General features: G+C 62.7%; 15 protein-coding genes. 5 read left to right on the top strand and 10 right to left on the bottom strand.

Annotated elements, in window-relative coordinates:
- From EOD15_RS14465 to EOD15_RS14475, 3 genes are all read left to right on the top strand, one after another.
- Positions 1 to 378 (top strand): DJ-1/PfpI family protein (locus tag EOD15_RS14465; protein WP_185929000.1); only part of this gene is annotated, 378 nt, incomplete at its 5' end.
- A 75-nt stretch (positions 379 to 453) separates the two neighbouring features.
- Entirely contained in the window at positions 454 to 861 is a 408-nt protein-coding gene (locus tag EOD15_RS14470; RefSeq protein WP_127322786.1) for a hypothetical protein, read from the top strand.
- A gap of 125 nt (positions 862 to 986) precedes the next feature.
- Entirely contained in the window at positions 987 to 1706 is a 720-nt protein-coding gene (locus EOD15_RS14475) for a YafY family protein (protein ID WP_013529238.1), read from the top strand.
- A 62-nt stretch (positions 1707 to 1768) separates the two neighbouring features.
- On the opposite strand, the gene EOD15_RS14480 is transcribed toward EOD15_RS14475, so the two are convergent.
- The 7 genes from EOD15_RS14480 to EOD15_RS36755 all read right to left on the bottom strand — a co-directional run bounded on the left by EOD15_RS14480 (position 1769) and on the right by EOD15_RS36755 (position 10113).
- Positions 1769 to 2464 (bottom strand): DUF1013 domain-containing protein, encoded by a 696-nt coding sequence (locus EOD15_RS14480; protein WP_013529237.1) that lies wholly within the window; start codon positions 2462 to 2464, stop codon positions 1769 to 1771.
- 308 nt (positions 2465 to 2772) lie between these two features.
- Positions 2773 to 3819: a hypothetical protein gene (locus tag EOD15_RS14485; RefSeq protein ID WP_127322007.1), complete on the bottom strand. Its 1047-nt coding sequence runs from the start codon at positions 3817 to 3819 to the stop codon at positions 2773 to 2775.
- 70 nt (positions 3820 to 3889) lie between these two features.
- On the bottom strand, positions 3890 to 4147 hold the full coding sequence (locus EOD15_RS36750) for an autotransporter domain-containing protein (RefSeq protein ID WP_245463672.1): 258 nt from the start codon (positions 4145 to 4147) through the stop codon (positions 3890 to 3892).
- Complete coding sequence (locus tag EOD15_RS14490) at positions 4144 to 7215, bottom strand: autotransporter domain-containing protein (protein ID WP_245463673.1); 3072 nt, start codon at positions 7213 to 7215, stop codon at positions 4144 to 4146. The genes EOD15_RS36750 and EOD15_RS14490 overlap by 4 nt, the downstream gene beginning before the upstream one ends.
- Before the next feature lie 423 nt (positions 7216 to 7638).
- On the bottom strand, positions 7639 to 7854 hold the full coding sequence (locus EOD15_RS14495; RefSeq protein WP_127271747.1) for a hypothetical protein: 216 nt from the start codon (positions 7852 to 7854) through the stop codon (positions 7639 to 7641).
- A 68-nt stretch (positions 7855 to 7922) separates the two neighbouring features.
- Positions 7923 to 8591: a hypothetical protein gene (locus EOD15_RS14500; protein ID WP_127319755.1), complete on the bottom strand. Its 669-nt coding sequence runs from the start codon at positions 8589 to 8591 to the stop codon at positions 7923 to 7925.
- Between the two features lie 13 nt (positions 8592 to 8604).
- Complete coding sequence (locus EOD15_RS36755) at positions 8605 to 10113, bottom strand: YadA-like family protein (protein WP_245463674.1); 1509 nt, start codon at positions 10111 to 10113, stop codon at positions 8605 to 8607.
- Between the two features lie 222 nt (positions 10114 to 10335).
- Between EOD15_RS36755 and EOD15_RS14510 the strand changes: the two genes are divergently transcribed.
- Together EOD15_RS14510 and EOD15_RS14515 are read left to right on the top strand one after the other, a co-directional pair.
- Entirely contained in the window at positions 10336 to 11472 is a 1137-nt protein-coding gene (locus tag EOD15_RS14510; RefSeq protein ID WP_127319751.1) for a helix-turn-helix transcriptional regulator, read from the top strand.
- Positions 11473 to 11602: 130 nt separating this feature from the next.
- Entirely contained in the window at positions 11603 to 12220 is a 618-nt protein-coding gene (locus EOD15_RS14515; protein ID WP_127319749.1) for a LysE family transporter, read from the top strand.
- 23 nt (positions 12221 to 12243) lie between these two features.
- On the opposite strand, the gene EOD15_RS14520 is transcribed toward EOD15_RS14515, so the two are convergent.
- The 3 genes from EOD15_RS14520 to EOD15_RS14530 form a co-directional block, all read right to left on the bottom strand.
- A complete protein-coding gene (locus EOD15_RS14520) occupies positions 12244 to 13356 on the bottom strand; it encodes a helix-turn-helix transcriptional regulator (protein WP_127319747.1) in 1113 nt (370 codons plus the stop codon).
- A gap of 266 nt (positions 13357 to 13622) precedes the next feature.
- A complete protein-coding gene (locus tag EOD15_RS14525) occupies positions 13623 to 13763 on the bottom strand; it encodes a DUF1127 domain-containing protein (RefSeq protein ID WP_013529236.1) in 141 nt (46 codons plus the stop codon).
- A 160-nt stretch (positions 13764 to 13923) separates the two neighbouring features.
- The coding region (locus EOD15_RS14530; protein WP_148129552.1) for a zinc-binding dehydrogenase at positions 13924 to 14317 on the bottom strand (394 nt) is incomplete at its 5' end.

A 14317-nucleotide genomic window follows, 5' to 3' on the forward strand; every position in this document is an offset into this window, starting at 1 on the left:
GTCATCGGCTCCGATGAGTGGGCCGGCAAGGCACCGCCGGATGTTGCCGATCTGCTCAATGCTGTTGCATCGCGCGGCGGCGTGGTCGGCGGTATCTGCGCGGGAACGCTGGCGCTGGCCCGCGCCGGCCTGTTCGAGAAGGCCAAGCATACCAGCAATGGCCGCGAATGGATCAATGGTCATGAGGCCGGCTATGCCGGCGACAGCCTCTATCAGGATGTGCCGCATGCCGTGGCCGACGGCAAAATTGTTTCCTCGCCCGGTTCGGCACCAGGCACCTTCGCACTCGCCTTTCTGAAGACGCTCTACCCCGAAAGAGGCAGCGACCTCGTGCAGATGCGAACGCTGTTCGCCAAGGAGTATGCTGAAGCCTCCTGACAGTATGCTGTCAGGAGGCGCGTGCAATGGTGCGAACCTCAGACACCCGTGCATCGGCGGTCGAAAGGACGATCGATGAAGAGTTGGAACGACAGACTGAACACGCCAGGCATCAACGGCGTCAAGCCGACGCCGCGCACGATGGCCGATGTCGTCGAGGGCCAGCCGATGTTGGTGCCGACAGCGCGCCAGATCGATGATTTCATCCGCTCGATTCCCGAAGGCGTCGAGATGGATGTGCGTGCGCTGCGGACAGCACTTGCCCTCGAGCATGGCGCCGAAGTGACATGCCCGGTCACCATAGGCTATCATTTGCGCACTGTTGCCGAAGCCGCCAACGAGGACCTCCAGCGCGGCATGACGCTGAGTGACGTGGCACCGTTCTGGCGTGTGCTCGATGCGAAAACGCCGACGACGAAGAAACTGTCCTTTGGCGCGGAGTTCGTCGCCGCGCAGCGCAAGCGCGAAGGGCTGAAACCATGAGGCACGCCGCCCAAAAGTGTTCTGCGGTTTTGGGATAACGGCATGTGCGAAAACACCATGCACGCCGCCCAAAGGTGGACCGGTTTTGGGCGACATGCATAGAGACAACGCCGAGGGACCATACGATGCGCCGCGCCGACAGGCTCTTCCAGATCGTGCAGCATCTGCGCGGTGGCCGACTGGTCACCGCCCAGAAGCTCGGCACGTGGCTCGAGGTTTCCGAGCGAACCATCTATCGCGACATTGCCGATCTGCAGTCGACCGGAGTGCCGATCGACGGCGAGGCCGGCGTTGGCTACATGATGAGGGAGGGGTTCGACCTTCCGCCGCTGATGTTCACGCGTGACGAAATCGTCGCGCTGGTCGCCGGCGCCCGCATGGTGCGTGCCTTTGGCGGTGCCGCCATGGCGCGCGCCGCCGACGAAGCGCTGGTCAAGATCGGCGCCGTCCTGCCCGATGCCGAAAAGGACCGCATTGCCCGCACCGAGATCCACACGCCGATGTGGGTGGTCAGCGACGCTGCCCGCGAGGCCATCGACCTGATCGAGCGCGCGGTCGAAAAGCGCCAGGTGCTGACCATCGACTATTCCGACGAGGCCGGCCGCGGCACCGCCCGCGATATCCGCCCGCTCGGCCTGTGGTTCTGGGGAAAGGTGTGGACGCTGGTCGCCTGGTGCGAGATGCGCGACGATTTTCGCGCCTTCCGCATCGATCGCATCGCCTCGGTGGTCATCGCCGGCCGCATCTTCAAGCCGGAGCGTGGCAAGCAGCTTGCCGACTTCTACCGGGCGGTGGAGCGCAGCGAGGATTATGGCATGGCGCCGGATCGCGCGGCGCGCAGCTGAAACCTGACGCAGCTACAAAAAAAGCCCGCTCGAAGCGGGCTTTCTTGGAATGTCAGACAACCTCACTCGTCGTCGTCATTGTCCGTGTTCTTCGACTTCAAGGCCGAGAGCTTGGCGAACACGGCATTGGCGTCGAGTTCGGCATCCTCGTCCTTCGGCTTTTCGGGAGCCGGCACCAGCCGCTCGGTTAGGGCCGCCGGCAGCAGCGTGTCGCCGACCGGCTGCGCCTGTTCGCGGCCGCGCGAGGCGCGATTGACTTCCATGTCGAGGTCGATCTGCGAGGCGAGGCCCAACGTGACCGGATCCATCGGCTGCAGATTGGCCGAATTCCAGTGCTTGCGCTCACGGATCTGTTCGATCGTCGACTTGGTGGTGCCGACGAGACGCGAGATCTGCGCGTCCTTGAGCTCGGGGTGGTTGCGCACCAGCCACAGAATCGCGTTCGGCCGGTCCTGGCGCTTCGACAGCGGCGTGTAGCGCGGACCCTTGCGCTTGGATTCGGGCACCCGCACCTTGGGGTCCGAAAGCTTCAGGCGCTGGTTCGGGTCCTTCTCGGCACGGGCGATCTCGTCGCGGGTCAGCTGTCCGGTCATGATCGGGTCCATGCCCTTGATGCCTTGCGCCGCTTCGCCATCGGCGATTGCCTTGACCTCGAGCGGATGCAGTCCGCAGAACTGCGCGATCTGCTCGAAGGAAAGTGCGGTATTGTCGACCAACCAGACGGCGGTCGCCTTGGGCATCAGCAGCGTATTGGCCATTTTTACAAATCCTTCTCGTTCGCCCGCGTTCCCGCGCGGGCGGTGGTTTAGAGCCACCAAAATGGGAAATTCGCGGTCTGTATAACCGCTCTCGGGTCGTTTCGCAACGTTTTTGGAGCAAAGACCGCACCGCGTGCGCTGCGCGCTCCCAAGACCGCCAGATCGCCCGGAGCGCGGCCGCCCCCTGTTCGATGGACGGCACAAAAATCGCGCGTCGGCTTTCCGGCCTGCCGGTTATCGGCCCGACAGCTCCACCTTATCCCGGTTCGAATGTCTCGAAACGGTGGCGGCCCAGTTGTCATCCAGGTTCAGTAGAATGGCGAATATGGCTCCAGCTCCGCTCGCGTGAAGATGGAAATGGGGTGGTCAATTCGCGCGACAACGCCCGCCCCCAAATTGATGCCCGTCCCGTCGCAAACACTAAAGACTTTCGACCGCGTTCCGATCAGCACATGGACCGGCTTTCCTGCCTGGACGGGATATGTACTGTTGTGAATGAAAAGGACCCCGCTCGCTTGTAGCGTGTCGTGCGCATTGCCGTTGCTGCTCGAAATTTCGACGTAGTCGCGACCCGCGAATGAATTGTTCGTCCAGATGCCGACAACTCCTTCCACCGAGAGCCAGCCATTCGCCCAGCCGTCGGCATCGCGAGGATAGTATTGTCTGAACAGGCGATAGGTCACGCGGTCCGATAGCCAGAAAACCGTCACGTAGCCGTCCATGTCCGGCACATAGGTGAACCAGATGCCGGTCTCGCTCGTGGCGCGCAGGCCATCCGAATCGTATGGGTCCAGATTGTTGGCACTGACGAAATCCATCGAGAGCGGTACCGGATCGGTCACGGCATGATCGTAGAGTTGGGTGAGCGTCCACCGTCCATTATAGTTGAACCACTTGTCGAAGTAGGTTCCTCGATCGACCGTGTTCAGGTCGATCCTCTGCAATTCCCCCCGTTCGACCGGGCCAAAAGGAACGGGCCCCAGGTCCGGTATATCGAGGCGTGGTATCATAACCGTGCTGGTCGCTGGTCGTTGCGACAATCTGCCTAGATCGAGCAAGGATCCTGTTTTGCCAACCGCCGATCGCACGTTCCGCGCAATCAGGTCCGCCCGATAGTCTCGCCAATAGTGTCCAGACCGGATCTTTTCGAACGCGACCATCTCTTCGATCAGATGGTCGACGTCTTTGGCGGAGCGTCTTGTCTTGGAAAGGAAAGCGTTCTGCTTGCCAAGCAATTTCTCTCGCGCCTTGGCCTCGCCTTCCAGAAGGTCCGTGTCGAATGGCAGTTTACATCCCTGTGTTGGGGCAAAACCGCTTTCATGCTTCGTGTGGAAATCGACCTTTGACTTGACCATGCAACCTCCAGCAGTTTCTTGCCATTACCGTGGTGACGGTGCGCTTCTTGCTGCTCGCCACCTGTTGCCGTCAGAACTTCACGGCGAGATCGACCTTGGCGCCCTGGTCGACCGTGCCGCCGCCGAATTGGCCGGTATAGGACAGGCCCAGCGTCGCGTTGGCCGACATGTTGAAGTCGAGCCCAACCTCGACGACCGCGCTGTCCCTGGCGATCGGCACGCCGGCGATGGTGAAGTGATCGCCGCCGGCGAAGGCGAAGCTGGAGGTTGGCGTGACATCGCCGAAGGCATGACGCCAGCCGAGCATGCCGCGCACCGTGGCGTTCATGCCGCCAAACGCGAAGTCCGAGGAACCGCGCAGCCCAGCGTGGTGAAGGTGGCATCGGTGTTCGAGCCGGCGCTGGTCAGTGCCGCATCGCCACCGTCTTCGGTGAAGCCGTCGGTATGGACGCTGACATAGGCCAGGTTGGCGAAGGGCTCGAACTTGAATTGTCCGGCATCGGCCCTGTAGGCGAGGTCGCCGAATATTTGCGCGGTGCCGGCATCGTAGTCGGCCGACAATCCATCCGTGAACCCGTTGAAAGCAACCGACCGTTTGGTCGAAAGACTGCTCCAGGAGTAGGCGGCACCGGTGCGGAAAGCGATAGCGCCCCAGTTGGTGCCGCCATAGAGGCCAAGGTGATAGTTGTCGCTCTTGCCGGAGGAGTTTCGGTCGTCGGCATCGAAGCTCGAATGGCTGTAGCCGCCGAGCAAACCGACACGCCAGCCGCCCACCAGCGTGTCGGCGCCCGCGAGGAGGCCCCCGGTGGAACGATCGAAGGCGGCGGCATTGCCGTCGGAGTCCGTGCTGCCCCAGGAACCAAAAGCCTGGCCCCAGACGGCAAAACGGTCGGTGTCGGCGGCGACCATTTCGGGGCCGCCTTCGCCATAGGCCATGACCGGCAATGCGGCCGCGCCAACATCGCCGAAAGCGGCGCGGATGCGGCTGGTCGCTGCGTCGCGGACGAAGCGGCTGTCCTCGACCAGCATGCCGTTGGCCGAGGCGTGGATTTCCCCCGAAAGCTGGTCGAAGGCTGCCTGGGCTTCGGCGTCGGTGGCTAGACCGGCAACGGCATTGAACACAGCCCCACCGGTCAGGCTGTCCAGCCCTTCACCGGTGGCAATCTGGTTCGGCGTCAGCCCGGCATCGGCGAAGTCGCGCACCTTGGTCACGTCGAGATAGGCGTTGTTGGCATCATAGGTGTCGGTCACAGACAGGAATGGAGTGCTGGTGGCGCCGGTCACACTATTGAACGTACCGGTCAGCCCGCCATTCGCCGTCAGCACTGTGTAGGTGCCGATGGCAAGGCCGCCGACACGCACCCCTAGAATCGCATCCGTGATATCGGCAGTTCCCGTGGTTGTGAATTTATCCGCGCTGGCACCGCTGACGTCGACGGCCAGCACCGAGCCGGCGGCGAAGGCCGCATTGCCACCGGTCTGCTCGGTGATGTCGCCAGCCACGTCATTCATCATGCTCAACTGGCCCTTGTTGGTGAAACTGGCCAAGCCGTTGAACGTCGTCGTCACGGCGACGGTTGCGCCGAGGTTGGCGGCATAAATGTTGTTGCCGATATTGTTGACCAACGTGCCGCCGCTGAACGCGTTGCTGCCGCCGGCGGTGGCCCAATTGCCACCGTTGGTGACGACATTGCCCACTGCTGCGCCCAGCTTGACCGTGCCGATCAGGGTCCCATTGTTGTTGAAGGCCACCGGGCCGCCCGATGCATCGATTGCCAGCGCCGCGGAGGTTTGCGCGTTGTTGCGCACCAGACCGCTGGTGGTGATGGAAATCGCCTGGGCCGCGGACGATATTGCTTTGATCGCGGCGTTGCCGCCTTCGACCGTGCCTGTCGCCGTGATGGTGGTGGCACCGGTTCCCCTGTTATCGGCATTGATACCGTTTTCGTGGCCGTTGACTGCCGTGACGTCGATCGTCAGGCCGCCCGTCGCGGTGGCGGCGTTGAAGGCGTATATGCCGTCGGTGCCTATTCCGGTCACCATGCCGGTCGCCGTCACGCCGGTGGCTCCGTTGCCGCTGTTGTAGGCGCGGATACCATTGGTCCCGCCGGTGACTGCCACGGCGTTCACTGTCAGGCCCGTACCCGTGGTATAGGCATCGATGCCGTTGTCGGCGGTTCCGGTCACCGTACCCGTCGCGGTCACGCTGGTGGCACCGGTCCCGTTGTTCTGGGCATAGATGCCGGCGTAGCCACCATTGACTGCCGCCGCACTCACCGTCAGTCCGGCCCCGTCTGTGTAGGCATCGATGCCGTTGTTGCTTGCCCCAGTCACCAAGCCCGTCGCCGTAACGCTGGTGAAGCCTGTGCCGTTGTTGGTGACGGCGATGCCGCCCTTGCCGCTAACCGCCGCGGCACTCACCGTCAGGTCGGTCGCCGTGGTGCCGTTGGTGGCATAAATACCGTCTTCGCTTGACCCGGCTACGGCAGCCGTCGTGGCTATGATGCTGGTGGCGCCGCTGCCATCGTTCGAGGCAAAGATGCCGTACCGGCCGCCGGTCACCTTGCCGTAGGCGGTGACATTCAGATCGCTGCCAGCAGGGACGGTCGGGCCTGAAAAGGTCACGGTACCATTCAGAATCGTATTGACGACATCGAGTTGTTGTCCGCCATTGACGGCATGGATGCCGTCGCCGGTGCCGCCAGTCACGTCGCCATTGGCGGTGATGCTCAGGGCTGCGGTCGCCCCCTGGTTGATCGCGGAAATGCCGACATTGGTGCCGCTCACTTTTCCGGTGGTGACGTCGGCATCCGAGCCTAGCGAATAGACGAGGACGCCATAGCCATTGGCGCCGGTCGCCGTGATATCGCCGGCGGCGTTGACGGCGGTGGCGCCGTCGCCGGTATTGATGGCGGCGAGGCCGATCAGGGCGCCGGTCAAGGCACCATTGGTATCGATGGTCACTGCGCCACCCGGGCTCGGTCCGTAATAGGGAGGCGCCACCTGCGGAACCAGCGACACGACGCCAAGGCCTATGCCCGTCGTCGAGCTTAGCGCCGAAGAATTGGCATCGGTATAACTGACCGCACCTTTGCCCAGTATGCCGAGCGCGAAGGGATCACTGGTGGAGACACTGAACCCAGGGTCAGTGGTAACAGCCGGATTGGCGGGCGCCAGCAGAAGGGTCAGCAGATCGCCTGCGTCGAGCGGCAGGCCGATTCCGGACGGCACGATTTGGCCGGTCGTGTTGACGCCGGAGCAGACATAGTTGGGTGGCGCCGCCGGCGTGCAGGCGGCGTCGGCATTTTGGCCCAAGCCGAGCAGCGTCGCCCCGGCCATCGCCGTGCTGACCAGCAAGCGGTTGCGATAGCGACGATTGCGATTGTTGAGATTCATGTAGTGCCCCAGCCCGATCCCGACAGATCGCCCTCGGCGGGAGCCGAAGCGATCGTCAGTGTTTCCTGCCAATGGCTGATCGAATGCCGCCGGCTTTCCTAGTCGTCAAATGACGAGGGTCCGCCGCTTTGTGCCGCCAATGACCTCTTGCGGGGGCCGGACTGTTGCATCGACGATACACATTCCATTCGACTAATTTACCGGCGAGTGGGGCGACAAGCCGCACTAAAACCGTCGGCCCGAGCTACCTTGCATAGCCAGCCATGTTGCCCCTTGCACAACATGGCCGGCAGCAGCAAAGAGCCGGCTTTCGAGCTTGATCCGAAGGATCAGCTTGTCGGCGCCGACGGTCCGCCTCTAGCCCGCGCCAACTGGCCGAGCCGACCATGACAGCGGTCTCGCCACGAAGCGCAGAAGGCACGATTAATCGAGGAGCCGATTTGGTTTGCCACCATCCATCTTGCTTTTGTGGATACGCTCCAGAATTGCGCGGGCAGCCTCGGCTCGCTCCTTCGGCCGCCCGGTCAGAAGCTGGCCTCCCAGTGAAGCCGGCATCTCCATCTCGCAATCCCAGACCGTCCATGCGTTGGTTGGGTCGAGTATGCAAATGTACCTCTGGAGCCTTTTTTCATCGGTCAACTCAGGTGCTCCCGACATCGAGGCTAAGCACAGGACTTGGCAGGACCAGCGCATGAACGCTCCACACGCTACGGCTTGACCGGTTTGGTCTCTTTCTTCGGCTGTACGGCCATCGACGGCCCCTCCGGCGGCGGGCCGGCATCGGCTGGGTTCGGCTGTTCGGCCATCGGCGTGTCAGGCGCTTGCGGGCCACCTGATGTCAGGTTGACCGACACGCCGTAGATCTTCCACCGCCGGTCGGCCGGCTCGAACAAAAGCTCGAAATTGACCTGCAAGGGTACCGACGGGAAGAAGCCAGCCATGTGCAGCATACCGTTCGGCTCGATCTGAGGCAGCAAGGTTAGCTGCGGCTCGAGCACCGCGACGGCGCCGAAGTCGAGTGCCTGCTTGCGCTGGTTGGCGAAGATGTCGCCGAGCCCTGCCGCACTGTTGGCCTGGAAATTCGGCGAGCCGAGATCGCGCAAAACGGTGTAGTTACCGGTCTTGTTGGCTTGGTCGAGCGCCAAAAGCGCACCGCGGATCAGGATCAGCACGCCATTGCGGTCGATACCGGCAGGCCGCGCCGTCTTTTGCCCCACCCGTTTTTCCTTGGCTTGCGCATGCGCGGGCTGCGCAGGCACCGCGACGGCCATCGGCGCGATGGTCAATGCGGCGAAAAAACCGCGGGCGCCCGAAGTCCGCCAACCGGGCGCCCGCCACTGCAACGGCACGGAATGCTGAAACCCCAAACCCCGCATCATCCCGGCCGTGTCAGTTCAGTGTCCATGAGGCTCCGACGCTGACGCCGACATCGCCACGGCCGGTGGTTGCCGATACGGCGGCGTTCATGCGGAACTCCTCGCTGGTGTTGTAGCCAAGGCCGAGCGCCAGCCCCGATTGCCCTTTGAAATGACCGAAGCCGCCAGCCAGCGACATTTTGCCGGGCCTGTCATCGTAGCGCAGTCCCGCTGTCGCCAACGCCAGCGCGGTGCCGGCACGCGCTTCCGTGCGGGTTTCGCTGATCTCGCCGCCAAGGTTCTGGAAGCCGGACTCCAACGCGCCAACGCGCCCGTCGAGAGCCGCGATGTTGTCTGGCAGGTCGTTCAACGCTGCGATGTCAAAGGTGGATGTCGCCAGATTGCCGGCACCGTCCGTGGTCACCAGATGCGTGACGCCAACCTGCTCCGCCCTGCTGGCATCCGAGGCAACACCCGATAGCGTATAGGTGTTCGTGGCACTGCCGAGCTTAACCTGGTTCGTGCGGTCGGTCACAATGCCCTGGCCGATGGCAATGGAATTGTCGAGATTGGCCTTCGCACCGCTGCCCAACGCCAGGGCGTTCGAGGCATTGGCCGCGGCGCCAGCTCCGACCGCCGTCGAATTCACTTGCCCATCGGCGGAGATGCCCGCCGAGGCGCCGCTGCCCAGCGCGGTGTTTGCCCTGTTCTGAAAGCCATTCGATGAGGTTCCACCGGTAACGGCTTGCGCGCCAACAGCGGTGTTGTTGTCTCCGTAAGCCGACGCGGAATAGCCATTCGAGACCGAGTAATCGCCCAGTGCCTTGCTGCTCATTCCGGTAGCCGTTGCCCCTCCCTCGCCGGTGGATCCCTTCGCCTGACTGTCGTAGCCTGTAGCCGTTGAACCGTAGCCCAAGGCCCTGCTCGCCGAACCGGTCGCAGTCGCATAGAGCGACGTGGCCTGGGCGCTCTGTCCCGTCGCGGTGGCATCAGGGCCCGACGCTATTGCATGGTAGCCCGTAGCGGTGGACTGCGAACTCGTTGCTTCCGCATAAGCGCCTGTCGCCGTTGAAAGTCGGCCTGTCGCCTTGGAACTCGCACCGAACGCGCTGGCACCCAGCCCATTGGCCGTTGCGAAAGCCCCCACTGCGGTCGATATGTCCCCCTCAGCCTCAGCCAAGGTTCCGACAGCCGTTGCAAAGCCAAAGGTGGGGCTCGCCGGATCAGGCGGATTGGCGCTGGCCTGGGAGCCACACGCTAAGCTGTTCGGTCCGGAAGAGGTCGCACCACCATCGGTGCCGTCGTCAATCAGACAGCGATACTGCGCAAAGCCGCTGCCGGTCGTCAGCAGCAGCATCGTCCCGGCAAGCACAAGCGACAGGCGAATTTTCAAAGAGAAAACCAACATTCCACCCCCGAGAATGACGCCGCAGGGTTGCCTTGCACCAGACTTGATGCCTCCAGCCACCCCACAACGATTGTTCGGCTCAACGTTGGAAGAGATCCAACAAGCGATAATCCGAACCTGACAATGGCGAGGCATCCCGAACAGTCGTCATATGACGACTGTTCGTCGCTTTGTCGGGCCGTTACGACCTTGCTGTACGAGGCTGTGACTCCAAAACCACAGATTAGTCTCTTCTAATGTTCCTGGGCTTGACCTGGACCCATCACAACTTGGCTGCACAGCGTCACAACTTGCGCGAGATGATCCGCATGTTTAGGCTTTCTCCCCAACGACAATCCTTGAACGCCGGAAGGGTCAATGGCTGACGTCAGCATCGAAGCGGTCTCCGCAGTGGTCGGCAAGGTCTATGAGGCCGCTTACGATCAGGAGCGCTGGTTCGACGCGGTAACTGAACTGCGCAATCTGTTCGGAGGCTCGCGCTCCTGCATCGTGCGCATCAGCCCACACACATTCGATGCGGTTGCATCCGATTTCGATCCGGAGTTCACCTCGCAAAAGGGCATCGAAGCCCTGTTGCGCGATCCGCTGGCGGCGGCATCGGCCGCCTTGCCCCTCGGCGTGGTCAGTCGCTGGCCCCTGACGGACGAGGTGGCGGCGTTCCGCCGCCGCGAACTCTGGCACGACTGGCTGCGGCCGCGCGACATGTATCACGGCCTCGTCTCCAATCTGCTCTCTTCGCACGACTCGCACTGGATGCTTAGCATCGATCGCGGCCCAGGCCAGGAAACCTTCGGCGCCGACGACATCGACCTGTTGCGCAAGATCGTGCCGCACATGCGGCGCGCCGGACAGATCGGCCAGCAGCTGGAGAAAACGTCGGCCCTGGCGTCGGCATTTTCGCATCTGCCGTTCGGCGTGTTTCTGATCAACGGCCATCAGCAGATCGCACAGATGAACGAGGCCGCCGAAGCGATGCTGTCGCGGCCCGACAGTCCGTTGCGATTGAGGGATGGCACAATCGCGGCCGCCAGTGTCGAGGATACGCAGGAGCTGGAGCGGCTCGTTGCCGACGCCTGCTCGCTGCATGACGGGGTTATACCGGGCGTCGGCGGTACACTGTTGGTGCCGTCCGATCGCCGGCAATCCGGCCTGGCGCGACTGGTGCTGTCGGTGGCGCCGTTCGTCGATGCCCGCGCCTATGGCTTGGCGTCCGAGCGTTGTGCGGTGGTCATGGTGACGGAGGTCGCCCGCCGTATTCCCGATGGCTTCGAGTTGCATGTCCGCGAGCTATTCGACCTGACGCCGGCCGAAGCCCGCCTGGCGACGGAACTGGCATCGGGACGCTCGCTGAAGGAGGTCGCGGCAGCGTCCAACATCACAGTAAAGACCGGCCGCACCTATCTCGAACGCATCTTCGCCAAGACCGAAACCCGCCAGCAGAGTGAACTGGTGGCGCTGCTCAAGAGCACCGAACCGCTCACCGGGCGCAGGTAGCAACCTGATTTTGGAACCCGACAGTCGGCATATGCCGACTGTCGGAGGCAAAGCATTCCGTGCAAGTTCCGCCCTCGATTGCAGCGGCCCGCCCTGAGGAGGCGGGCCGTTGCCGATGCGGGGAAAGTAGATGTTCGAAACCGGACACGCCGTGGTGGCGGGGTTGCTTCCATTCGCCATTTCCTATGCGCTGGTGGCAATGCTGCCCGGCGCCAACTTCGCCGTCGTCACGCAAGCCGCGCTAACCGCTTCGCGCGCCACGGCTCTGTCTGCCGCCGCCGGTGTTGCCTTGGGCGCGAGTTCGCTGGCGACCGTCGTCGCGACCGGCGCCGGAGCGTTGCCCTGGGGGGACGCCGCACACCAGATAGCCGCAAGCCTCTACGGCACGATGCTGGTCTTCATCGGTTGGAATTCGATGAGGCGGGCGCTGTCCCTCAAGGTTGGCTTCGACGTGCCCAAGCCCGTTCCAATCACGAGGTATTTTCGGCTGGGCTTTTTCACGGCAGTGGCAAATCCTGCAACCGCATTGTTCTTCGCGTCCTCCACGCTGAATCTGAATGCGCGCGGCGCAACGCACCTACCCCTGGCTGTGCTGGTCTTTGCCATCGCCATTGCCTGGTTTGGGCTGCTCGGCCTTTGTATCTCCCAACCGGTTGCGCAGCGATTTTACAGTCGTTTTCGAAAGCATGCGGACATCGCGCTGGGAGGAACCCTGGTGGCGCTCGGCTTCTCCGCATTTGGACATTGAGCGGCAGCTGTAGCGGCCCTTTCTCATCCGCGACTGGGCAGTTCCGCGCTCTTCAACAAAGCGACAAGCTGGCTTTGTTGCCGCGTCCCGGTCTTGGCAAATATCCGTTCGAGATAGGTGCGGCCGGTTTTGACGGTGACGTTGGAGCTTGCCGCTGCTTCCTTCAACGGCCGCCCTTGCGCGAGGGCGGCCGCCAGCCGCGCCTCTGCGGGCGTCAGGTCGAACAGGCCGGCAAGCAGGCTTGGCGACGGCACGGTGGCGCTGGCGCTCATCGCCGTCGCCGCAACCAGAATGTCGGCACCGGAAAAGATCTCGTGCGCGGCACGGCGCAGCGGCAGGAGATGAATGACCAGCGCCGGTTGGCCTTCCCTGGCTGGAATGGGGATGGAACGCACGACCCGATCTTGCAAATTGTGCGTAATGGCTTGCCGGAAAAGCTCATTGGCGGATACGTCGGCAAGTGCCATGCCGCCATGTGCGGCGGCGATGAAAACGGATGGCATGTTTTCCAGCAGCACATTGGCCGTCAGCACGCGTCCCGATGCGGTCATTACCGCCGCCGGCAGACCAAGGGCCTCGAGCGCCGAGACGCTCGCTTTGGCCTGCTCCATACCCAGCCGCGCCGATACCAGGCCGGCACGCGAAAAGTGCGGGCGAAGCTGGTCGAGCCTGTCGATCGACGTCTGATCGTAGGTGCCGTCCCGCGTCCAGCGTTGAAAGACAAATGTAACCAGTTCGCCGCTCGGCATGGCAACAGCCGAACAGATGTGAGCGCCGATACCTGCCGCCCTCAATTGTATCCGTACCGGATCATGCTCAAGCTCGTCGGCAGTCAGAAAATCTTCGACCTGCACGAAACTCGCCGGTTGCAGGCTACACATGCGCTGAATCGCATCGGAGAATTTCCAGCTGTCGCCGGCAATGAATTCATCGAACAGGGAGCGGACGGTTTCAAGGGAATTGCCATGCCCGGGAGACTCGTCACTCAACCGGCCGCGAACAGGGGAGCCGTCGCTGAACAGGAAGATCGCGCCGTCAGCCGAACTCGAAAGCTCGCTAGCCGCTTCGAGCGCACCCGCCCACAAATCCGGCACGAACGCGGCCTCGTAGATCCTGTCCGTAAGATCATCGAACATGAGAGCGCACGGCCCTTTCAGAGTCAGCGTCTTGCCGGCTCGGATCGTCAACGCGCTCCCACACGCCAACCGATACCCGCAGGATCAAAATGCCATGCTGAAAGCTGAGGTCAACCTCAGATTGCTGTCGAGCCGCATGCAGTTGCCGGCCCCAAAACGACAAAACCCGCCGGACTGAGTCCAGCGGGCTCGGAACCGCGACAAAAGTCGTCTGGTGCGGCTCTGGCTTCCACGGCTTGGTCCGCCGGAGCGGACCAGACGTGGCTTTAGATAGCCCTGCGGGCGATCTTTTCGATGTCGGCGCGGTTGATGCCGAGATCGCTGAGTTGACGTGCGTTGAGACGGTTCAGTTCGCGGACGGTCTCGGTGTACATACGCCAGTTACGGAAAGCGCGGATCGGGTTCATGGTAGTCCTCCAAAATGATGTTCGTTTCGATGGTGCTCAAATAGGCGTCATCGATGAGGACTTGAATGGCTGATTTTGCATAGCAATGATGCAAATGCTGCATTGCAGCATTAAGCTTCTGTTCATCTTGTAGGCAGTGAGGCGCTGACCTCGCTCGCTGTCAGCCGACGTCGAGCACGATCTTGCCGATATGCTCGCCGTCTTCCATCCGCTCATGCGCCCGCCAGGCTTCGCTGAGCGGGAAAATCATGTCCATGACAGGAGCAACCTTGCGCGTGCCGAGCAACGGCCACACCTGCGCTTCCAACGCTGCCGCGATCGCTGCCTTGAACTCGACGGTTCGCGGCCTCAGCGTCGACCCGGTGTGGACGAGCCGCTTGACCATGATTTTCGAAAAGTCCGCGCTTGCGACAGCACCGGCCTGCACGGCGATCTGGACGATCCGCCCCTCGACCGCAGCGGCCTCATAGTTGCGCGCCACATAGTCGCCGCCGACCATGTCGAGGATGACGTTGGCGCCCTTGCCGTCCGTTGCCTCCTTGACCGCGGCGACG

Source organism: Mesorhizobium sp. M7A.T.Ca.US.000.02.2.1, from assembly GCF_003996995.1.
GTDB lineage: Bacteria > Pseudomonadota > Alphaproteobacteria > Rhizobiales > Rhizobiaceae > Mesorhizobium.

Bases quoted from the DNA above. Each gene is read 5' to 3' on its own strand.
- EOD15_RS14470 (WP_127322786.1), top strand. From the start codon at position 454: ATGAAGAGTTGGAACGACAGACTGAACACGCCAGGCATCAACGGCGTC.
- EOD15_RS14475 (WP_013529238.1), top strand. From the start codon at position 987: ATGCGCCGCGCCGACAGGCTCTTCCAGATCGTGCAGCATCTGCGCGGT.
- EOD15_RS14480 (WP_013529237.1), bottom strand. From the start codon at position 2,464: ATGGCCAATACGCTGCTGATGCCCAAGGCGACCGCCGTCTGGTTGGTC.
- EOD15_RS14485 (WP_127322007.1), bottom strand. From the start codon at position 3,819: ATGGTCAAGTCAAAGGTCGATTTCCACACGAAGCATGAAAGCGGTTTT.
- EOD15_RS36750 (WP_245463672.1), bottom strand. From the start codon at position 4,147: ATGAACGCCACGGTGCGCGGCATGCTCGGCTGGCGTCATGCCTTCGGC.
- EOD15_RS14490 (WP_245463673.1), bottom strand. From the start codon at position 7,215: ATGAATCTCAACAATCGCAATCGTCGCTATCGCAACCGCTTGCTGGTC.
- EOD15_RS14500 (WP_127319755.1), bottom strand. From the start codon at position 8,591: ATGCGGGGTTTGGGGTTTCAGCATTCCGTGCCGTTGCAGTGGCGGGCG.
- EOD15_RS36755 (WP_245463674.1), bottom strand. From the start codon at position 10,113: ATGCCTCGCCATTGTCAGGTTCGGATTATCGCTTGTTGGATCTCTTCC.
- EOD15_RS14510 (WP_127319751.1), top strand. From the start codon at position 10,336: ATGGCTGACGTCAGCATCGAAGCGGTCTCCGCAGTGGTCGGCAAGGTC.
- EOD15_RS14515 (WP_127319749.1), top strand. From the start codon at position 11,603: ATGTTCGAAACCGGACACGCCGTGGTGGCGGGGTTGCTTCCATTCGCC.
- EOD15_RS14520 (WP_127319747.1), bottom strand. From the start codon at position 13,356: ATGTTCGATGATCTTACGGACAGGATCTACGAGGCCGCGTTCGTGCCG.
- EOD15_RS14525 (WP_013529236.1), bottom strand. From the start codon at position 13,763: ATGAACCCGATCCGCGCTTTCCGTAACTGGCGTATGTACACCGAGACC.